At 60.7% G+C, this 21,797-nt stretch carries 16 protein-coding genes and 1 pseudogene; 16 read left to right on the top strand and 1 reads right to left on the bottom strand.

The window, feature by feature from the left end; translation table 11 throughout:
- Positions 1 to 2: 2 nt before the first annotated feature.
- Positions 3 to 281, bottom strand: a complete 279-nt coding sequence (locus PJB24_RS13675) for a UxaA family hydrolase (protein WP_273846777.1) — start codon at positions 279 to 281, stop codon at positions 3 to 5.
- 182 nt (positions 282 to 463) lie between these two features.
- On the opposite strand from PJB24_RS13675, the gene PJB24_RS13670 reads away from it, so the two are divergent.
- The 16 genes and pseudogenes from PJB24_RS13670 to PJB24_RS13595 all read left to right on the top strand — a co-directional run bounded on the left by PJB24_RS13670 (position 464) and on the right by PJB24_RS13595 (position 21,584).
- Complete coding sequence (locus PJB24_RS13670; RefSeq protein ID WP_273846776.1) at positions 464 to 1,756, top strand: MFS transporter; 1,293 nt, start codon at positions 464 to 466, stop codon at positions 1,754 to 1,756.
- Positions 1,753 to 3,273, top strand: a complete 1,521-nt coding sequence (locus tag PJB24_RS13665) for an NAD-dependent succinate-semialdehyde dehydrogenase (RefSeq protein ID WP_273846774.1) — start codon at positions 1,753 to 1,755, stop codon at positions 3,271 to 3,273. Before PJB24_RS13670 ends, PJB24_RS13665 begins: the two co-directional genes overlap by 4 nt.
- Positions 3,274 to 3,282: 9 nt before the next feature.
- Entirely contained in the window at positions 3,283 to 4,218 is a 936-nt protein-coding gene (locus tag PJB24_RS13660) for an NAD(P)-dependent oxidoreductase (RefSeq protein ID WP_273846772.1), read from the top strand.
- Between the two features lie 80 nt (positions 4,219 to 4,298).
- Positions 4,299 to 5,711, top strand: coding sequence for an MFS transporter (locus PJB24_RS13655; protein WP_273846770.1), 1,413 nt, complete (start codon positions 4,299 to 4,301; stop codon positions 5,709 to 5,711).
- Between the two features lie 40 nt (positions 5,712 to 5,751).
- A complete protein-coding gene (locus PJB24_RS13650; RefSeq protein WP_273846769.1) occupies positions 5,752 to 6,732 on the top strand; it encodes an NAD-dependent epimerase/dehydratase family protein in 981 nt (326 codons plus the stop codon).
- The gene (locus PJB24_RS13645) at positions 6,729 to 8,147 is read left to right on the top strand and encodes a lactate racemase domain-containing protein (RefSeq protein WP_273846767.1); all 1,419 of its coding nucleotides are present in this window, start codon (positions 6,729 to 6,731) and stop codon (positions 8,145 to 8,147) included. Before PJB24_RS13650 ends, PJB24_RS13645 begins: the two co-directional genes overlap by 4 nt.
- Positions 8,148 to 8,178: 31 nt before the next feature.
- A complete protein-coding gene (locus tag PJB24_RS13640) occupies positions 8,179 to 9,177 on the top strand; it encodes an NAD(P)-dependent oxidoreductase (RefSeq protein WP_273846765.1) in 999 nt (332 codons plus the stop codon).
- An 822-nt stretch (positions 9,178 to 9,999) separates the two neighbouring features.
- Positions 10,000 to 10,557, top strand: a pseudogene (locus tag PJB24_RS13635) (IS630 family transposase).
- 205 nt (positions 10,558 to 10,762) lie between these two features.
- Positions 10,763 to 11,314 carry a hydantoinase B/oxoprolinase family protein gene (locus PJB24_RS13630; protein ID WP_420541954.1) on the top strand — a complete coding sequence of 184 codons (552 nt, stop codon included), beginning with the start codon at positions 10,763 to 10,765 and terminating at the stop codon, positions 11,312 to 11,314.
- A 715-nt stretch (positions 11,315 to 12,029) separates the two neighbouring features.
- Positions 12,030 to 13,364, top strand: coding sequence for a purine-cytosine permease family protein (locus tag PJB24_RS13625; RefSeq protein ID WP_273846762.1), 1,335 nt, complete (start codon positions 12,030 to 12,032; stop codon positions 13,362 to 13,364).
- Positions 13,365 to 13,376: 12 nt separating this feature from the next.
- Positions 13,377 to 14,453, top strand: a complete 1,077-nt coding sequence (locus PJB24_RS13620) for a DUF917 domain-containing protein (protein ID WP_273846760.1) — start codon at positions 13,377 to 13,379, stop codon at positions 14,451 to 14,453.
- 6 nt (positions 14,454 to 14,459) lie between these two features.
- A complete protein-coding gene (locus PJB24_RS13615) occupies positions 14,460 to 16,031 on the top strand; it encodes a hydantoinase/oxoprolinase family protein (RefSeq protein WP_273846755.1) in 1,572 nt (523 codons plus the stop codon).
- The gene (locus PJB24_RS13610) at positions 16,028 to 17,200 is read left to right on the top strand and encodes a DUF917 domain-containing protein (protein WP_273846753.1); all 1,173 of its coding nucleotides are present in this window, start codon (positions 16,028 to 16,030) and stop codon (positions 17,198 to 17,200) included. Before PJB24_RS13615 ends, PJB24_RS13610 begins: the two co-directional genes overlap by 4 nt.
- A gap of 5 nt (positions 17,201 to 17,205) precedes the next feature.
- A complete protein-coding gene (locus tag PJB24_RS13605) occupies positions 17,206 to 19,227 on the top strand; it encodes a hydantoinase/oxoprolinase family protein (RefSeq protein ID WP_273846751.1) in 2,022 nt (673 codons plus the stop codon).
- Positions 19,224 to 21,185, top strand: coding sequence for a hydantoinase B/oxoprolinase family protein (locus PJB24_RS13600; protein WP_273846749.1), 1,962 nt, complete (start codon positions 19,224 to 19,226; stop codon positions 21,183 to 21,185). The genes PJB24_RS13605 and PJB24_RS13600 overlap by 4 nt, the downstream gene beginning before the upstream one ends.
- A 267-nt stretch (positions 21,186 to 21,452) precedes the next feature.
- The gene (locus PJB24_RS13595; RefSeq protein WP_273846747.1) at positions 21,453 to 21,584 is read left to right on the top strand and encodes a hypothetical protein; all 132 of its coding nucleotides are present in this window, start codon (positions 21,453 to 21,455) and stop codon (positions 21,582 to 21,584) included.
- Positions 21,585 to 21,797: the final 213 nt, after the last annotated feature.

The following is a 21,797-nucleotide window of genomic DNA, read 5'->3' as shown; positions in this document are numbered from 1 at the left end:
GGTTACCACCTCGCGCTCTTAAGGTTGTGAGTGTGAACGTAATCGCCCACTGAAAGTCCCTCAGGGGCCTTGCCTATACGTACACCGTACTCGATCACCGTACCTCCCGGCTCGAGATCCGAGATCGCAATCTTGTGCCCGAGCGGTACGTCATCCCTGGCCACCACTTCGATCTTTGAATCGTCGTCCATAAATATCCCGATCACCCTCTCTCCAGCTTCTACATCCGAGATGGTAACCCCGACGTGATCCCCGCGTTTGTGGATCAGGAACTTGTGCACTCTCGAATCTCCTTCTTGTTTTCTCGCTTTCACAGCTATAGTATAACGTAATACCAATACGCGGTGTTGAGGGTAACATGATTGGGAGAGACACCTCCAGGTCCACACACAAACGCACAAAGTCTACTTATATAGTAGATTATTCCTTCGTGGGAGCAGGCTGGTATTGAGGAGGCGAACGGTTGAGAAGTTTCCGGAAGGTCTTTGCCGGACATTCGAAATGGCAGATCTGGATCATTTTTCTGCTTTTCTCAGGCACGCTGATCAATGCGATCGACCGGGGCAGCATCTCTACAGCCAACACCTTCATCGCTGGAGATCTGCATATGAGCAAGGCTGCGATGGGCGTCATACTCTCCGCCTTTGGCTGGACCTATCTGCTATTCAATCTTCCGGCCGGGTATCTCTGCGATCGGCTGGGAGCGAAGCGAGTGTATGGGGCCGCAGCAGCCATCTGGTCGCTAGGTTCGATGCTCACCGGTTTCGCGAGGACTCCGGTCACGCTGCTCTTCAGCAGGCTGATCGTGGGTGCCGGGGAAGCGGCGAACTTCCCTGCGGCGACTAAGGTCGTCACGGAGAATTTCAGACCAGAGCGGCGTGGTACGGCGACAGGCGTCTACCTCTCCGGTTTACGGCTGGGGTACGCGCTGACTCCTGGGATAATGCTAGGACTGATGGTCTGGTTCGGCTCGCGGGCCGATCCGGACTGGCATATAGCCTTCGTCGTGACCGGTCTGGCCAGCCTAGCGTGGGTAGCGCTCTGGATGTTCAGCTTTCGTGAACGGCGTCCTGCTACCAGGGAAGACGTCCTGGCGAAATCGGGGGGTGGTGTGAGGCTACGTCTGCTCCTGCAGCGCCGGAACACCTGGGCGATCGTGTTCATCAAGTTCTTCCAGGACTACGTCTACTATCTATATCTCACCTGGTTGCCAGGGTACCTGATCGAAGCACGCCACATGAACCTGGGCAGCGTAGCGTTCTACGCGACGATGCCCTGGATAGCCGGCGTGTTGGCGCAGCCGCTGGTAGGCATGCTCAGCGACAGGCTCATCGGCAGGGGTTACAACCTGAATCGGGTCAAGAAGAGCATCCTCGTGGTTTCGCAGCTGGTAGCGATATCGGTCGTAGGAGCCGCGTTCGCGCATTCGGCGACGACGGCAGCCTGGCTGCTCGTCCTCGCGATGGCCGCAGAGTCGGCATCCACGGCCATCCTGTGGTCGGTGCCCCAGGATTTGGCGCCGGGCGGAGCGGCAGGATCGCTCGGTGGGATAATGAACACCGCGGGAGCGCTGGCCTCGATCGTCGCACCCGCCCTCACGGGCGTGGTAGCGGAGTACTTCGGGTTCGCAGCGGCGCTGTCGCTTTGTGGGGTCACGATGCTGGGTGCGATCCTCTGCGTGGTGTTCTTCCTCACCCCGATACGCCAGATGAGATTGGTGCAGGACGAGCGTGCAGCGGAGGTGGTCAACCAATGAGCTCAGAGAGAGGCGAACGCCGTACCTCGGTACTGGGAGGCATAGAAGCGGCCCCGATGTTCATCGGGGGTGTATGGCGGACGAGGTCGTCATCATTCGAGGTGATGAATCCCGCTACCGGAGAGGTAATATCCCGTCAGGCACTGGCAGACGAGGAGGATGCAAAAGAGGCCGTGGAAGCGGCGGCCGGCGCGCTGGACCGCTGGCGGAAGACACCGGCGTTCGAGCGTGCACGGATTCTTGAGCGCGTGAGTCGGCTGCTCGTCGAGCGGGCGGAGGTGATAGGAGAGGTACTCGCACTCGAGAGTGGAAAGTTGCTCGGAGAAGCGGTGGGCGAGGTGCACTTCGCTGCCGACTACTTCCGATGGTTTTCCGGGGAGGCCCGGCGGCTTCAGCGGTTCACCTGCGTGGAAGGCCGAGATGGAGGCCCCCAGATGATACTGCGAAAGCCGGCCGGGGTGGCCGCGTGCCTCACCCCGTGGAACTTTCCCGTCTCAATCCAGGCGCGCAAGATCGCCCCGGCCCTAGCGGCCGGCTGCACCGTTGTTGCTCGCCCCAGCGAGGAGGCGCCTAACTCCGTCGTGAAACTCTTCGGGTGTTTGGAAGAAGCAGGTTTTCCGGAAGGAGTGGCTAACCTGCTGACTGGGCCGGCGGAGGAGATCACGCGCCCTATGCTAGAGGATCCGCGGGTCAGGGTTCTGAGCTTCACAGGTTCCACCAGCGTAGGGAAGAAGCTCTACGAGAGGTCTGCGGCGACTACCAAGCGTCTGGCACTTGAGCTTGGGGGCTGTGCGCCGTTCATCGTGCTTGAGGATGCAGATCTCGGGCTCGCCGTCGAGCAGGCCATGGTGAGCAAGTTCCGCAACTGTGGGCAATCCTGCGTCGCGGCCAACGTCTTCTACGTACACGACAGATGCTACGAGGAGTTTATCTCCGGCCTTGGCGAGCGGATAAACGACTTGCGGCTGGGAGACCCCCTGCGGGAAGAGACCACGCTTGGCCCTCTCATAAACGTAGAGCGGCGCCGGGCGGTGGAAGAGATCCGCGACCGTGCTCTCGAGAGAGGATTCGCGCGGGTGGCGGCAGCGCGGATGCCATCTCGGCAGGATGGCATCTATCCAGAGTGCTTTTTCCCGGCGGAGCTGCTCGTCTCTCGCGATTACCGCGACACAGATCAGCACCTGCTACGGACCGAGATCTTCGGGCCTCTGGCGCTGGTGGTGGGGTTCTCTGATCTGTCGGAGCTCATCGGTCATCTGAAACAGAACCCTCTCGGACTAGCAGCCTACGTATTCTCTCACGATGAGACGAAAGCTCTGCGTGTAGCCTCGAGCCTCGAGGTCGGTATAGCGGGCGTCAACGAGGGGCTCGCGAGCGCGGCCAACGTCCCGATGGGCGGGGTGAAGGACAGCGGGATCGGACGCGAAGGAGGGCACGAGGGATTGGAGGAATTCCTTGAATACCAGTATATTGCTACGCGCGATCTTCGGTTCATAGGAAATCCACATCCGGATTAGGAGAGACATATGCTGACCGGAGGGCAGTACGCGGGCTGCGTGGCTGTGGTGGGGCTCGGCACGATGGGACTCCCTATAGCCGGAAGGCTCGCGAAGAAAGGCAACCAAGTGTACGGTCACGACGTCCGGCGGGAGCGGCTGCAGTTACTCTCCAAAGCAGGAGGTCGTCCGGTGGGATCCCCGAGCGGTTTCCCGAAGGACTGCAAGATCTTCCTCTTGATCCTGCCCGACGCGGAGATCACGCACGAGGCGGTCTTCGGCGACGATGGCCTCGTCGGCTCACTCAAGCAGGGCGACGTCGTGGTGAACCTGGGTACCATCGGACCCGATGCTGTGGTCTCTCTCGGAGACCACCTGGAGGCGCACGGGGTTTGTCTGCTGGACGCCCCGATGGGCAAAAGTTCAAGGGAGGCTGCGGAGGGCACCCTCTCCCTGATGGTCGCGGGGAACGAAGAGACATACGTGCAGGTCGAGCCTCTTCTCAGGTGCGTGGCTTCCGAGATCACTTTCTGCGGAGATCTCGGGGTCGCCTCCACCATAAAGATGGTCAACAACTTGGTCTCAGGCACAATCCTCGAGGCCGTCGCCGAGGGGCTGGTCCTCGGAGTCAGGGCCGGCGCACCTCTCGAGCTGCTGATAAAGGCACTCTCTAGCGCCGGGGCGGACTGCTACCATCTGCGCAACACGTTCGCCCGCAGGGTGGTGGCGCGCGATTTCGAGCCTGGGTTCTCCATAGACCTGGAGGCCAAGGACATGAAGATTGGCCTAGAGGCCGCCGCCCGACGTCGGGTCCCGCTCCCGGTCATCGGGCAGGCGTTTCAGCGCTACGTGGAGGGCCAAGCCTCAGGACTCGGCGGGGAGGACTGGGGAGCCCTGGTAAAGCTCCTGGAGCAGAGCACGAACGTGGAGTTGCGCGTGGATGGTGTAACCGAGGAAGGAGGGTAACAGGCTTGCATAGGGAAAACCCTGATGATTCTTCGAGCCTTTCGAGTGGCTAGCAAAATCGGCTCTGGTGAGGAAACGAAATGGAAACCCTGACCGTACGCTCCAAACGGGACATAATCAACTACGTCAACTCGCACCCGAGCGGAAGCCGCAGGGCGCGGATACTGGCGTTCGTGGCCCTGGGAGGCATTTTTATCGACGCTTACGACTTCACGAGCCTGGGGTTCGGCGTCGATTCACTCCAGAAGGAGCTCTCTCTGAGCGCCTTCCAGCTGGGTACCGTCACGGCGATCATGGCGTTCGGGGCGCTGATCGGCGCGCTGTTCGGAGGATATCTGGTCGAGAGGGTAGGTCGCTACAAGCTGTTCACCATAGACCTGTTCCTGTTCGTCGTGGCGGCCCTGGGCGCAGCGCTCTCGCCGAACCTGGGGTGGCTGCTCTTCTTCAGGTTCTGCCTCGGAGTGGGGGTCGGCCTCGATATGCCCGCGTCTCTGAGCTTCGTCGCTGAGTTCACCAACTCCCGCGACAAGGGCAAGTACGTAAACTTCTGGCAGATGATGTGGTACTGCGCGACGGTCTGCACGGGGCTGGTCGCGCTTGTGATGTTCCTCGCCGGCGCGGGCGGCGAGCTGTGGCGCTGGGCCGTGGGATTCGGTGCCGTGCCGGCGCTGGTGGTCCTCGCGTTGAGATTCCGCTACGCGGACGAGAGCCCGATGTGGGCCGCACATCATCTCGGTCTGAGCGAGGCCGGCAGGATCCTCCAGAAGAACTACGATGTCAGAGTGGAGGTGGAACCCTCCGAGGAAGAGTCCATGCGCCCGAGCCGCATAAGGTTCGGGGCAATATTCCAGCCAGGATACAGGGCTAGGACAGCGCTGGCTTCGATCATCTCCGGTCTACAGAGCATGGAGTATTACGCGGTGGGGTTCTACCTCCCGACCATATCCGCTCTGATCTTGGGCAAGGGCCTGCTCTACGCCATCCTGGGAACGACCGTGATAAACCTCTTCGGTATCCTCGGCGGTGGAACGCAGGCGTTTCTCACCCGCAGGCTGGGTGTCTGGAGACTTGCCGTCATCGGTTGCTCGGTGGCAGCGGCAAGCTTGGTCGTCGCGGGGACCACGCGTGGATCCATCTCCGTGTACCTGGAGGGTCTGCTTCTGGGCATCTTCATCCTCGCCCACTCTTTCGGGCAGGGGTCACAGGGCAAGACGATGGCCGCCATGTCGTATCCCACGGAGTTCCGGGGAGTGGGAACGGGATGGGCAGAGGCGATGTCGAGGGTAGGTAGTATGCTAGGCTTCTACGTGTTCCCACTCGTACTCGCAGCCGCGGGGCTGAGCCACACCATCCTCTACCTGGCGGCCATCCCCCTCATCATGCTGATCTTCCTGCTGGTGATACGCTGGGAGCCCGTCGGCAAGGAGAGCGAGGTGGAGGGAGGGTTGACGTCCACACCGGGCAGGCCCGAGGCCGTGACCCCGGGCGAGTAGGCGGGGTGGGATCCGCGACCGGCGGAAGGAGGCATACAGCTTGTCGGTTCTGATCACCGGCGGAGCCGGATTCATCGGTGCGTATGTAGCACGGGTGCTGCTCGGGTCGGACCGGAGGGTCATCACGCTGGACCCCCTGCCGTCCAACGTCATCCATACCGTGCTCACGCCGGAGGAGATCTCCAGGATCTCTTTCGAGAGGGGAGACGTGTCTTCTCTGCGGGACCTGGCGCACGTCATCCAGAAGCATGGGGTGGAAAGGGTGATCCACCTAGCCTCCCTGCTGCACCCCGCCTGCAGCGAGAACCCACCGCTCGCGATCCGGGTAAACATCCAAGGACAAACGAACGTCTTGGAGGCAGCACGCCTGTTCGGTCTGAAGAAGGTCGTGTGGGCCAGTTCGGCGGTGGTCTTCGGCAGCCGGCAATTTCACCCCGAGCGACCGCTGCCCGACGACGCTCCCCACCATCCGGCCAACCTGTACGGAGCGACCAAGTCATTCGACGAGCACCTGACAGCGGATTACATCCGGCGTTGGGGGATAGATGCGCTGGGGTTGAGGTTCACGGTGGTTTACGGTCCTGGACGCATCCGGGGAGCGAGTGCCTTCGTCAACGAACTCGTCAAACCCGCCCTGGGGGAAGCGGCCAACGTGCCTTTCGGCGATGACGTTGTGGACTGGCAGTACGTTGAGGACGTCGCCCACCTGCTCGTACGCTGCGTCGACTCGCCGAGGACCGTGCGGGCGGTGTTCAACACGCAGTTCGACAGAAGGTCCGTCAGGGAGGCGGGCGAATATGTAAAGAGGCTTATACCTTCCGCACGCATAACCTACCAGCCGGGGGAATTCGGCGTGGCATGGGAGCTGGACGACACAGCATTGCAGGAAGAGATCGGGTTTCGCCCGGCTTTCAGGATGGAGGATGGCATGCGCAGGCTGATCGATCACGCCCGCACACAGGCCGGGCTGCCACCCCTGAACAGTACAACCGGGGACGGGTCGAAGGGAGACGAGGGGTGAAGCGCGTCAGGCTAGAGTATGGGGACTCCTGGATGGACGTCGATGTCCCAGAAAACGCACTAATCGCAAGACCGGGTGAAGATTTCCCGGAGCCGGAACCTCTGGAAGATCCCGTGGAAGCCACCCGCAACGCTCTCTCGGAACCCCTAGGATGTCCACCCATAAGGGAACTTGTGGGCCCGGGCTCGAAGGTCGTCATAGCCTTTCCGGATCGGGTGAAGGGTGGTGCCCACACCACCGCCCACCGACGTGTGTCGATACCGCTGATTCTGGAGGAACTCGCTGAAGCCAGTGTAGACGAACGGGACATCAGGCTGATCTGCGCGATCGGATTGCATCGCAAGAACACCTACGAAGAGTTCGAGTCTTACCTCGGCCCCAGGATCGCCACCCGCTTCCGGGGCGAGAAACTGGTGAACCACGACCCCGAGGACCCACGGGAGATCGTCCGACTCGGGGAGACGGACCGGGGAGATGTGGTTGAAATCAACCGTGCGATACTCGAGGCTGATCTCGTCGTCACGCTCGGCCACACCCTGGGGAACCCGTACGGCGGGTATTCCGGTGGGTACAAGATGCCCTGTACAGGCCTGACGAGCTGGCGTTCGATCCGCTGCCACCACACCCCTAAGACCATGCACCGGGAAGACTTCACCCCGGCATCGACGAGGAGCCACTTTCGGCACCAGCTAACCGAGATAGGCCGGAAGATTGAGGAGAACATGAAGGCCCCCTTCTTCATGGTGGACGCCGTACTCGACGGTCGATCCCGGCAGATAGCGGTTTTCGCCGGAAGGGCCGAGGAAGTCGAGAAGGCCAGTTGGCCGGTTGCCGGGAGAAGGACCGAGGTAACCTTAGAGAAGGAGAAGGCGGACGTCCTGGTCCTGGGTATGCCACGTTCCTTTCACTACGGTCCCGGTATGGGTTCCAACCCCATACTCATGCTGCAGGCCATCGGCTCCTCGATCGTCCGCAACGCGGACGCGCTCATACCCAACCCCGTGGTCATCTGCGCATCGGTCTGCGACGGGTGGTTCAACGACGAGTGGTTCCCTTCCTACAGGGAGACTTACGAACTGTTCCAGCGTTGCGCGACCGTGGATGAGATGCAGAAATACGAGGAAGATCTCTGCATGCGCGAGGAGTACATCAGCAGGTTCAGGCACGCCTACGGCTACCATCCCTACCACGCCTTCTCAATGCTCTACATGGGAGGGATCGCCTTGGAACGTGCCCGGGCCATCTACATAGCCGGCGCCGAGGAACCAGAGTGCGCCAGAGGTGTGGGTTGCATACCGACACGCACTTTCGAAGAGGCCCTGAGGTACGCCACACGCCATGTGGGCAAAGCTCCAAGAATGCTCGTCATACCGGAACTCTCCAAGCCACAAGTCCACGTGAGCAGTCGAGCTTGAGACCCGCATAACCGGCTCAGGGCCGGGCTCTGTGGAACGACGACCACGGCGGTCCAGGAAAAGAAACGCAAGAGATTGGAGGATGACCCGGATGCAGGTAGGGGTTATCGGATTGGGGAAGATGGGGAGTGGAATGGTCCGCGCGCTCCTGGAGGCGGGGCACACGGTGACCGTCTACGACGTATCCGGCTCCGCCGTCGATCGCATCGTCGAAATGGGCGCGATCCCGGAGGATTCCAGCGCCGAAGTCGGAGCTGCCGCAGAGGTGGTCCTGATGTCGTTGCCTTCCCCGCAGGAGGTCTTTGATGCGGTCGGCGGTGAATCGGGTCTCCTCTCTTTACCCACCCGGAACTTGGTGATCGTCGACACCTCCACGGTAGATCCCGCCACAACCCGTCGTCTCGCAACCGATGCTGCGGCGACCGGGGTCGCCTACCTGGATGCGCCCGTGCTGGGCAGGCCGGATGCCTGCGGGGAGTGGACCCTGCCCGTAGGCGGAGAACGCAGCGCCTTTGAAGCCGCACGGCCAGTCCTCGAGACCATCGCGTCACGCATATACCACGTGGGTGAGGCAGGAACGGGGAACGCCATAAAACTGCTCAACAGCCTGATGTTCGGGGCTATCAACGTAGCCACCGCCGAGATGTTCGCGGCCGCCGCCCTGATCGGGGTTTCCCCTCGCACCCTCTACGAGATCATATCGGAGAGCAGAGCCGCCACCATGAGCCCCCTGTTCCGCGAGCTAGGTGAGAAGATCCTCGACAGGGATTTTTCTCCCGTGTTCACGGTTGAGTTACTGTGCAAGGACAACTCCCTGGCTATGAAGATGATCGAAGAAGCGGGAGGATCGCTCGTCCTCGGCAACACCATCAGATCCCTCAACAGTCTGGTCAGGTCAGCCGGCTACGGGGATGAAGACACCGGCGCCATCACAAAGCTCTACGAGAAGCTGCTGAATGTCAGCATCTCCGCAGAAGCCGGTCATCTAAATACGTCCGTAAAGAGAGCAGGGTCTGGCAAAGCACCGTAAAGACATCCTTCTCAGAGAGAACCCGTCCAGCCACGGTTGCGCCGTACTGCCGGAGCTGCGTTGCACCGGCAATTTACGCCGGTTTGCGCTTCTTTTAAACATGCCCTGGAGGGATCGTGAATACACTGCTCCCACAGGTACACGGGATCGAGAGAAGGCGGAGATGGCATCGAATGGTGCGGAGAAGGGAGCGGGGATCTCCCGGGCGCAGTTTCTCAGGCATTCGCTCGCCGGGATGGTAGCGGTCTAGGTGGGGGCGGGCCCGCCCATGGGCGTTGATCGGGCACTCGCCGAGGAACTGTTTCGTTGCAGGGGAATCAACCCAGATAGATTCCCGCAGAGCGTGGCTTTCGGCGATCCCTCACCGCACAGGATAGTGCTACAGCACGTTGCAGCAATAGTGAACCGGTGAGAGTATGGTTGCATGAACGGTTACTCCGAAGACCTTAGACGAAGGGTAGTCTCCGCCGTGGAAGGCGGCATGTCCAAAGCTTAAAGGCGGCCCGTACCTTCTCCGTCTCGCTCTCCTCCGTCAAACGCTACGTGAAAAAGGCCGAGCGGGGAGAATCCCTGGCCCCGAAGAAGAGGCCCGGATCTGCTCCGAAGCTGGACGAGAGGGCGCAGAAGCTGCTCGAAGATAACCTCCGAGAACACCCCTACCTCACCCTCCGGGACCGCTGCGAGTACATCGAAGCCGTCGCGGGACTCTCGGTGAGTCGCTCTACCCCATGTGCCGTGCCATAGCTCGCATCGGTTACACCAGAAAAAGGGGGAGGAGTCACCACCGAGCGTGATGGGTTCCAAAGGGCAGCTTGGAGGGTGATGGTGGCTGCGGTAGTAAAGCCCGAGTCGCTGGTTTTCGTGGATGAATGCGGGGTCCACACTTCGCTGGCTCCACTCTACGGCTATGCCCTGAAAGGTGAGCGGTTGCGTCTGTCGGTCCCTCGCACTCGCGGGCCAAACACGACGCTTCTCTCCAGCATGAGCATAGAAGGTATAGGACCGTCTCTGGCCGTGGAAGGGGCGACCACCGCCAGGGTTTTCGAGACCTGCTTGGAGAAGATGTTGGTGCAGAGCCTGCGTAGTACGGGATAGATTGTGGTGATGGACAACCTCTTAGCCCACAGACCAAAGAGGATCAGGGAGCTGATTGAGGAGCAGGGCTGCGAGTTGCTCTATCTGCCGGCCTATTCCCCCGACTACAACCCCATTGAGGAGGCTTTTGCCAAGATCAAGGCGATCCTGCGCCGAGCGGCAGCCCGCGGTAAAGAGGCGCTCATAGAAGCGTTGGGCAAGGCGCTCTCGGCAGTCAACTCCCAAGATGCTCGTGGGTTTTTCGAACATGCTGGCTACCAGCAAGATGCGGGTCAGCTACTGTGAAACTTGCTGTAGGTCTTCTCATTGATCTCATAGTCAAGGCTCTTGCACCGGCGATGCCTAGCGCTGTGGCAGGCGCTCACTATGGAGACTCGATGATCGTGCAGCTGTCTGGTCTCGACCCGAGAAAGGGTAGTGCTCCCTTTCTAACACTTGAGGCAAACCCTGGGGGTGGGGCGCATTTGAAGGTGGAGATGGCCAAGACGGCCTGATAAACAATGTAAACGGCGGGCTCAAGGACATGCCAGTCGAGGTGTTCGAAACTAAATACCCTGTGCAGATCAAAAGGTATGGTTTCAGGCCAGACTCTGGGGGCCCCGGTGAGTTTCGGGGAGGGTGCGGTCTCTACCGGGAATACGAGCTTGGAACGGATTGCAACCTTTATCTTTGGTTCGAGCGTTCAAGGACGCCGGCATGGGGCCTTTTGGGAGCCAGGGATGCCGCAGGCCCAGTGGTGAAGGTTAGGTCGAATGGTTCCGAGCAACAGATGCTCAAGGTGAACAAGATGCCTTGCAGGGCCGGTGATACACTTACCGTACATACAGGAGGTGGCGGGGGATACGGTGATCCACTCACGAGAGACTCTCAGGCTGTTCTTAGAGATGTTCTCGCAGGTTATGTCACACGTGAAGGCGCTGAGCGCGATTATGGTGTGGTAATCGGCCCCGATCTCAAAGTTGACCCTGCGGCTACAGCTCGCAAGCGTGAGGAGCTGGCTGGGAACAGGAGTAGAAAGCAAGCCAGGAAGCGTAAGGGATGATTGGCACTGAAACCATACTCCTGCGGGATATGCCTGAGATGGACGGTACAGGGAGCCTCAAATTTGTTTACAGGACCCCGGGTGCCGTGGAGGAGAACGTGTACGAGGGATCCTCTCGGAGGATCCCTCGCAGAAAGGATGGTGATAAGCTTACTGATCATGCCGGTAGAATGCTGCCGGTGTTTACGGATACCACATCTGCATCCTTGACCGTACCGCCAGCCCCATTGATATTTAAACTGCTACGAGGAGTGGCATAGCAGGAATTTGTCATCGTAAGAGGTACTAGCGGCACTAGCTACCCGTTCAAGGTTACGATGAACAAAAGATTGTCAGAGGATCAGAGTTGCTGGTGAAAATCATGGAGAACGCGCGCATGGGATGTATGAGGATTCTATCGAGCACATCTTCTGATCTGGTACGCGGAAAGGTTCAGAGATCTCACGCTCTACACCTAGACTCGTACAAGAGTCCAAGCTCTTTAAGCTCTTATCTTGTGGTTTTTGTCTTTGAGGCCGAAGAATATCCAGAGTCGCTTCTGTAGGTTTTGTGTGTTGGTACGAAATACAAAAGTAAGCGGCAACGAAATCCAGAGGTGCGATGGACGGCGGGTAAGCGGAGATAAAGGGAGCATGGTAATGAAAGAGTGCATGAGTATCTGTAGAAGCCAGCTAAAGAGATGTAGTATGGTGAGCAGCTTTTAGAGGAGGTTGCGGTGGCTGATGCTGAAAAGATAGGTCATGATGATCATTCACTCTCTCGGGTACCAGCTTCTGAGCGATACTCGTGGTTCACCGTGGCGGTACAGCGCTTCGGTCAGCTCTCGGCACTCTCGCAATTCCTGCTGGGTGCTACGCTCGGATATGGCATGAGCTTCTGGTCCGCATTTTGGGCGCTGACTCTGGGCGCCATAATCCTGGAGATAGTGGCTATCTTTACCGGCATCGCCGGTCAGCGAGAGGGATTGAGCACCTCCGTGCTCGCCCGTTGGGCCGGCTTCGGCCGTTACGGATCGAGCCTGATAGGACTTGTCTTTGCCGTTAGCCTGATCGGCTGGTTCGGGGTGCAGAACGCCGTGTTCGCGGAGGGCCTGCATTCGCTTGTGGGCGGCTTACCCATCTGGGTCTGGTCGATCGTTACGGGGCTGGCCGTTACGTTGGTCGTCGTCTACGGGTTCCTGTCCATGGCTTGGGTAGCATATATTACGGTACCAGCCTTTCTTCTACTCGCCGGCTACTCTATCTTCAGCGCGTTGCAGAAATACCCCCTGGGAGAGCTTGTCACCTCGCCTGCTCCGGGCAAAGAGCTCAGCCTAGCCGCAGCTACCACGATCGTCGCAGGTGGCTTCATCGTCGGGGCGGTGATCACCCCGGACATGACGCGATTTAATCGCTCAGCGGCCGACGTAATTAAACAGACCGTGCTGGGGATCACTCTTGGTGAATACACGATAGGTCTGATCGGGGTACTCTTAGCGCACGCGGTAAAGAGCGAGAATGTTATAACCATCGTTACCTCAACCAGCGGCGTGATCGGCACGCTGGTCCTCATAGCCGGAACTTTAAAGATCAACGACTGGAATCTATATTCGTCTTCGCTGGGCTTGGCAAACTTCATCGACTCCGTCTTCGCCAAGCGTTTTAACCGGGCTGCTATAACCATAGCGGTTGGGCTCTTCGGCACCGTGCTCTCTGCAGCGGGCATACTCGAGCATTTCCAAGGGTTTCTCACCCTCTTGGGGCTCGCCGTACCTCCCATCGCAGGGATCATGGTCGTCGACTACTTCGTGCTGCAGCGGCACCGGAACAGGCTCGCCGAGAGCGGCCGCGCCGGGTCCTTGCCTGCCCGCCAGGAGAAGCTGAACCCCATTACCATCGTTGCTTGGTTCGCTGCCTCGGCTGTGGGATATTTCTCGGAGGAAAGATTCGGCATCCCTGCGCTTAACTCGCTGCTCTGTGCCGCGCTTTCATACTACGTGCTGATGAGGGTGATCGCAGCACTGCAGAATCGTCCCTACGTCGAATTCAGCGAGACTTCCACTATCCGCTGAGGTAGATAGAGATTGGGCACGCAAATAGACCTAAAAAACCTCGAAAACCTTGCAACCGGAGCCACCATACTAGGAGCGGGAGGCGGAGGGGATCCCTACCTAGGGAAGCTGATGGCCGGCCAAGCCATCGAGGAATATGGTTCAGTAAAGCTCCTGACGCTCGATGAGCTTGAAGGTGACGGCCTGGTGCTGCCTGTGGCGATGATGGGTGCACCTACCGTGCTAATTGAGAAGATACCGAACGGAGCCGAGTTGACGAGAGTGGTGAGAGCCGTCGAGAGTAGGCTTGGGAGGAAAGCCAGCGCGCTGATGTCCGCCGAGGCAGGAGGAGTCAACTCCACCATCCCGATCGTGGCTGCCGCCGAACTCGGATTACCCTTGCTCGATGCCGATGGCATGGGGCGGGCTTTCCCGGAGATCCCGATGTGCTCGATGAGCGTGAGGGGGATTTCAGCCACCCCGATGGCGCTCGCCGACGAGAAAGGTAACCTGGAGATAATCGAGACGGTGGACAATGCTTGGACCGAACGACTCAGCCGTACCGCCACTGTGGCGATGGGCGGTTCTTCAATAATATCTCTCTACCCCATGACCAGCACAGAAGCCGTCCGTGCGGTAGTGCCCGGCACCATGAGCCGGGCCGTGGAGATAGGGGAGAGCATACGCAGCGCGCGCGAACGGGGGTTCAATACTCTTGAGGCTCTGCTTGGGACAACCTCTGGCAAACTTCTGTTCCGGGGTAAAGTCGTGGATGTCTTGCGGAGAATTATCGGCGGGTTCGCCCGTGGTACGGCGAGGATCAAGGGTCTAATGGAATATGTGGGCTCCTCACTCTCACTCGAGTTTCAAAACGAGCATCTCTTGGCCCTGCGAGATGGATCGCCGGTCGCCACCGTGCCGGACCTCATAGTAGTACTCGATGCCGACAGCGGCTCTCCGATCACCACTGAAGGACTATCCTATGGGCAGAGGGTAGAGGTTGTTGGCATCCCCTGCATGCCGATCTGGCGCGAGCAGGAAGCCCTCAAACTCGTAGGACCCGAGTACTTCGGTTACCCGTTTGAGTACAGACCGCTGGAGGAGGTGTGACACCTGATGCGGCTGGGTATCGACGTCGGGGGCACGAATACCGATGCAGTCATCCTGGATAGTGCAGACCGGGTTCTCGCCAAAGGAAAGACCCCGAACTCAGAAGACATCGTATCCAGTATAGAGAAGGTTGTCTCGGAGGTGATGCAGCACTCTGGAGTAGACCCTGGGCAGATAACTCACGCCATGCTCGGCACCACGCAGGTGACCAACGCGATAATCGAGCGCCGGGGATTAGCGAGGGTCGGCATCCTGAGGTTGGGAGCGCCTGCTACCAGGGCCATACGTCCACTCGCGGCTTGGCCACAGGATCTGAGGACCTCCATAGAGGGACCCGCCGCAATCCTCCCCGGTGGTGTGGAATACGATGGGAGACCGATCTCTGTCTTCGACGAGGCAGCCGTGCGTGAGGCAGTGAGGAAGATGAGGGGACGGGTGGAGGCCTTCGCCGTCTCTTCTGTCTTCTCGCCGGTCAAAAGCGACGATGAACGCAGGACGGCCGAGATCATAACCGAGGAGGTAGGGGAGGGGATACCAGTCTCCATCTCCTCCGAGATCGGGAGCATCGGGCTTTTGGAGCGCGAGAACGCAACCATCCTCAATGCCGCCGTAACACAGGTCGCTCTCAGGGTAGTTAGAGCCTTCGAAAATGCTCTGAGACGTCTCGGCATCGAAGCCCAGCTCTTTCTCTCCCAGAATGACGGAACCCTGATGACCATCGATTACGCCCTCCGATACCCCATCCTCACCGTGGCTTGCGGCCCGACGAACAGCATCCGGGGGGCAGCCTTTCTCTCCGGGTTGGATGATGCGGTGGTCGTAGACGTTGGAGGTACATCTACGGATGTCGGTGTGCTCTCCTCAGGTTTCCCCCGTGAGTCGGCGATAGCAGTGGAGATAGGGGGCGTCCAGACGAACTTCCGTATGCCGGACCTCCTATCCATCGGGCTCGGCGGAGGTTCCATCGTTAGGTTAGTCAGCGACGGACCAGATGACGAGGTACATGTTGGGCCGGAGAGCGTGGGATACGCCATCACCAAGAAAGCTCTCTGTTTCGGGGGGGACACTCTGACCATGACCGATGTGGCGGTCTCGAGAGGCATGGCTGAGATCGGAGACCGCAGGAAAATCCGTGTCGAACAGAATGTCATCGAGGCGGCATACTGCCGCGCCGAGGAAATGTTCGAGGAAGCCATCGACAGGATGAAGACCAGTTCCCGGGATGTGCCGGTGGTAGCCGTCGGTGGCGGGAGCATACTCCTGCCCGAAAAGCTCCCCGGAGTATCCAAGCTCCACAAGCCACCCCACTTCGAGGTCGCCAACGCGGTTGGAGCCGCGATCGCCCAGGCGTCAGGAACCATAGATCGGGTGTTCTCTTTGGATAATCGTTCAAGAGACGATGTGATGGACGAGGCCAGGAAGACTGCCTTCGAGGAAGCCGTACGCGCCGGAGCAGACGAAGAAAGCCTTGAGATCGTCGAGGTGGAAGAGGTCCCCCTAGCCTATCTTCCTGGGAACGCCGTGAGAATAAAGATCAAGGCTGCCGGTCGCCTCAAGAGCTATCGGGAGGATGCGTGAGGGAGATCACCCCGCAGGATCTCGAATACCTGGCTATCGGTGCCGCCATCCTGGGCACCGGCGGTGGGGGAGACCCCCTCATCGGGAAGATCATGGCCCAGCAGGCGATCGAAGAGGAAGGGCCTGTAACCCTGCTCCAAGTCGACGAGCTGGCCGACAATGCTCTCGTTCTTCCCACTGCCATGATGGGGGCACCCACCGTTATGATCGAGAAGATCCCTGAGGGAATGGAAGCCGTAAGAGCGCTCAGGACAGAGGAGCGCCGGCTGCGCCGCAGGGCTGACGCCACCTCACCCATCGAGTGTGGCGGGGTAAATTCCCAGATCCCCTTCGTAACCGCGGCCAGAGCTCATTTGCCCGTCGTCGACGGTGACGGAATGGGTAGAGCCTTTCCAGAGTTGCAGATGGAGACCTTCCATGTCTACGGCATCTCTGGCACGCCGGCCGTCGTCGCCGACGAGCGCGGTGCCTTCGTTACCGTAGAGACACCGGACAATTACCAGCTCGAGTGGATCGCTCGGGGGGTCACGATACGCATGGGCGGACACGCGATGTTGGTCGATTACCCAATGAGCGGAGCAGATTTCAAACGTACGGCTGTCCGTGGGACGATCTCCATGGGCATCGCCCTCGGACAGGCGGTGGTCGGAGCGCGAAAGGCTGGTGTTCACCCCATTGAGGCCGTATGCGCAGCCACCCGACATACCATCTATGGGCAGGGCATCCCTCTGTTTGAGGGAAAAGTTGTGGACGTCGAGCGCCGTACACGGGCGGGGTTTGCGGTTGGTCAAGCCGTTATGAGTGGGCTCGGGGAATGCCGCGGCTCGCAGTTTACCGTGCGATTTCAGAACGAGAATCTTGTGGCCCTCAGAGATGGAGAGATAGTAGCGAGCGTGCCGGATCTCATTTGTCTCCTGGACAGCGAGAAGGCCACGGCCGTAACCACGGAACGGCTGCGTTACGGACAGCGGATAACAGCTGTTGGCATTCCAACGCCAGAGATGATGCGCACCAGGGAGGCATTAGACGTTTGGGGGCCCAGGGCTTTCGGCTACGATGTGGACTTTGTTCCTCTGGAACTGAGATTTCCCAGCTATTACAGAAAGCATGGGGTTCCGGAAGAGAAAATGAAATATCTGACCAACAACAAGAGCACCTTGAGGGGGTAAAAGTGTTGCGTCTTGCGGTGGATATCGGGGGCACCTTTACTGATGTCTGCCTCTTCGACGAAGAGAAGAAAAGCATACGGGTCGGCAAAGTCTCCTCCACGAAAGATACCATAGACGCCGTTTTTGAGGGAATAAAAGAAGTGGGTGTCTCGCTCGCGGAGCTAGAGTTCTTTTCACACGGCACCACCGTAGCGACCAACGCTCTCATACAGAGGAACTTTCCGAGAGCGGCGATGATCACCACCAAAGGCTTTCGGGACGTCATAGAGATCCGCCGCGGGACCAAACAGGATCTCTGGGATGCTTACAAAGACGTCTCCCCACCCTACATTCGGCGTCGAGACCGCTTCGAGATCTCTGAAAGAGTCGATTTTGCGGGCAGAGAGCTTGAACCCGTGAACGAAGGCGAGGTCAGAAAGGTAGCCAGGCTCATACAGAAGAGGGGAATCAAGACGGTAGCCGTCTGTTTGGTCAACTCCTACGCCAATCCCTCCCACGAACAACAGGTGCGACGTATTCTGGAAGCGGAACTCTCCGACGTTTCCATCTCCACCTCCAGCGAGGTCCTGCCGGAAATATTCGAGCATGAACGTTTCTCCACCACCATAGCCAACGCTGTCCTCTCACCGCTCGTCGGGAGCTACGCCAAGCGACTCGCCGACCGGATGCGGGATGGCGGCTACAGGGGAGACGTGCTGCTCCTGCACTCCGGCGGCGGCGTGATGACCGCCGACGTGGTGGAGAGGTTCGCCGGCAGGCTGGCCTCCTCAGGGCTCGCCGCGGGCGCGATCGCCTGTGGACATCTGGCGAAACTGGCCGGGTACGAGAACGCCGTGGGGCTCGACATGGGCGGCACCAGCGCCGACATCTCGGTCATGGTGGGAGGAGAGACGCGCATCACCAACGACTGGTTCGTGGAATACGGCTACCCGATCCGGTTTCCCAGCGTGGAAGTTTCGACCATCGGGGCGGGCGGTGGCTCGATAGCCTGGATAGACGCAGCGGGCAGCCTCAGAAACGGCCCACAATCGGCGGGCTCGAACCCGGGTCCGGCCTGCTACGGACGCGGCGGGGAGGAGCCGACCAACACCGACGCCAACCTGCTGCTCGGCAGGCTCGGGGAAGAGCTCATCGGAGGAGCGATGAGACTCGATCGCGAGAAGGCACAGGCGGCGGTGGCGAAGATCGGGGATCCGTTAGGGCTCGACACCACCGAGGCGGCGCGGGCGATCATCCGCGTGGCGAACGCCAACCTGGCAGATGCCATCCGGCTCGCCCTCATACAGCGCGGCCACGACCCGAGGGACTTCGCGCTCGTGGCCTTCGGCGGCGCTGGCCCGTTGCACGGGGCAGAGCTCGCCCGCGAGCTCTCCATCCCAACCGTCCTGGTACCGCCGAACCCCGGCATCACTTCGGCGCTCGGGTGCCTGATCGTGGACATCCGACACGACTTCTCGGAGATGCACCTCGTGCCCACCGGGGAGACGGATCCCAGGGAGATAGAGGCCCGCTTCGCCGCCCTCGAGGACGAGGCCCGAGAGAGGCTGCGGGCCGAAGGCATAGAGGAGACAGAGATGCGGCTGCTACGGTCGGTGGACATGCGCTACCTCGGCCAGTGGCGCTCGCTGGAGATAGCCGTGGACGGCAAGGTCGAGTCTCTCGAAAGGCTCACCGAGATGTTCCACGAGGAACACGAGCGCCAGCACACCTACAAGCGTGAGGACTCGCCGGTGGAGATCTACCAGCTCAAGGTCGCGGCCATCGGGAGGATACCGAAACCCGAGCTCCCGTATGCGGAGCCGAGGGAGCACGAACCGGAGCCAAACAGGCACAGGAAGGTTGTGTTCGGGGACGGAGAGAGTGTCGAGACGGCCATATACAGCCGGGACTCGCTCTCGCCGGGGGCGAGGATAGCAGGCCCCGCCATCGTGGGGCAGCTCGACTCGACGGTCGTCATCCCACCGGGAGACACGGCTGAGGTTGACGGCTACTCCAACATCATCGTGCGCGTGGGAGGTGCGAAGTGACCGAGAGGCAGGCGCTCGACCCCGTCACCTTCGAGGTGCTCAAGAACTCCTTCATCACGGTCGTGGACGAGATGGCCGAGCAGATCCTGAGGACGTGCCACTCGTTCGTGATCTGGGCGCGGGACTTCTCCAACTGCCTCTGCGACGCCGAAGGCAACACCATCATGCAGGGCAGCCAGGATATCGCCGTCCACGTGGGCACCCTGCACTTTACGGCCAAGGCGATGCTCGAGGCCTTCAAGGATGACATACACCCCGGCGACGTCTTCGCCATAAACGACCCGTACGCGGGCGGGACGCACTTCAACGACGTCCGCATCATCCGTCCCATCTTCGTCGGGGACGAGCTCATCTGCCTCGCCCAGTCCAACGGTCACTGGGCCGACGTTGGCGGCACCGTCCCCGGCTCCTTCGACATCAGCGCCAAGAACCACTTCGGCGAGGGTCTTCGCATCCCGGCCGTCAGGATCTGGGACAGGGGCGAGTACCGACAGGATGTAGTAAACCTCATAACCTCCAACACCCGCGCTCCGGACGACGTGGAGGGCGATCTCCTCGCTCAGGCCGAGGCCACTAGAGTGGCGGAGCGCGAGATACTGCGCCTGGTCGAGAAGTACGGCAAGGAGACCGTGACCACGGCCTTCGCCGAGGTTCAGGACTACGTTGAGCGGCTCACCCGGAGCAGGGTGGCGGAGCTTCCGGACGGGACGTGGGAGACGGAGGACTACATAGACCAGGACCCGAGCGCCGGAGAGGGTCTCATCCCGGTGAGGGTCAAGATGACCATAGACGGAGATCAGATCCACTACGACCTCTCCGGCAGCCACCCCGTTATCGGGAGCTTCCTGAACGCCGGCTTTGGCTCGGCCTTCTCGGGGATCGTGGCCGGCACCAAGACCTTCTTCCCGGACGTGCCGCTGAACTCCGGCTTCTACCGGGTGCTCGACGTGCACCTGCCGGAGAACACGGTCGTGAACGCCCCCTGGCCGACCGCCGTGACGGGCTTCTGCTCCGGGGCGTACGAGAAGATCATGAACGCTCTCTTCGAGCTGTGGTCGCAGGTGATGCCGGAGAGGGCCCTGGCGGGCTGCTTCAATCTGGAGTACCTCCTGATCGGGGGCTGGGACAAGCGCACCGATTCCTCACCGTTCTTCATGTGGTACGACTGGATGGTCGGCGGCTGGGGCGGCAGGAACGGCAGGGACGGCTCGAACGCCACCTCCCCCGTCTTCGGCGTGGGCCTCGCCGTCCAACCCTTCGAGGGACAGGAACGGCTCACGCCCGTGGTCACCTCCGTCCACCGCATCGTCCCGGACTCCGGAGGTCCGGGCCGCTACCGCGGCGGCTGTGGCGTCGAGAAAGGCGGTACGCTCACCGAGATAGAGGACACCGTAATGTCCTACTGCTGCGACCGCGCTCGCTCGATCACCTGGGGCATCGAAGGCGGCCTCCCTTCGTGTCCACACGGGGTCTGGCTCAACAAGGATGGTGGTGGCAAACGCTTCCTCGGTGCCGTCTTCTCGAACGTCCCCGTCGAGAAGGGGGACTCCTTCGTCCGGCCTTCTGCCGGGGGCGGCGGTTACGGAGACCCGCTGCTGCGCGATCCGCAGGCGGTCCGCGAGGACGTCGAAGACGGATACGTCACCCCAGAGGGTGCCCGACGCGACTACGGCGTCGTGGTGCGGGAAGTGGATGCCGAGCTCGCAGAGTGGGAGGTGGACGAGGAAGCGACGGAGCGCGAGCGGTCGTACATCCGCAAGAACAGGCTCCGCTGGCTGGAGGAGTACCCGGAGGAGCTGGCGGAGAAGTACCGTAGAGGCGAGACGGACACGCTGAAGCTCATCCGGCGACACGGCGTCATCCTGGATTGGGGAACGGGAGAACTGCTGCCCAAGACCACGGCGGGCTTCCGGGCGATGCTGAAGCGGCGCGCCGTCCCGCATTGGGAGCCAGCTTGAACCTCCATGTGCTACTGCGCTAGGAAAGCTACCGTTCTTCGACCCACGGTTACAACCTGCTGCGGGTCGAACCGGCCAGGATCCTTTGCACCATGAAGGCCGTGGGGAGCGTGAAGAGCCCGCAGTCAGATATAGGGTGGCTCGCCGCCTTCGAAGTCTCCGCGGGCAGCCCGAAGATCTCCCGCGTCGGCTGATCGGGAGACCGACCGCCCAGTACAAGAGCGCTCCGAGACCGGAGCCCGCCAGGGCGCACGGCGAACCACCGTTATGGGCGGGAAGGTCCGCCAGCGGGTCGTGGGCGCCCAGCAGCGGGGGTGGTCCATGGTGTGTGAGCCGGAGGATGATCGGCGCCTCCGGCTCCGGTTGGGGGAGCTCAAGGGGGACCTCGACCGCCCGTAATCTTGCACGGAACCCTTGCTACACTGATTCCGTGTAGCAAGGAGGTGGCATGGCGAACCTGACCATCACGGTAGACGACGAGACGCTGAAGAAGGCGAGGATGCGTGCCCTGGAGGAGGACACGTCCGTGAACGCGGTCCTGCGGGACTACCTCGAGGAGTACGCCGGCAGGAGGCGGGAGAGGCGGGAGGCTGGCCGCAGGCTGCTGGAGCT

The organism is Rubrobacter calidifluminis (assembly GCF_028617075.1).
GTDB classification, from domain to species: Bacteria; Actinomycetota; Rubrobacteria; order Rubrobacterales; family Rubrobacteraceae; genus Rubrobacter_E; species Rubrobacter_E calidifluminis.
Note: the sequence above shows the minus strand (reverse complement) of the source record. Positions and strands in the feature narration are given on the sequence as shown.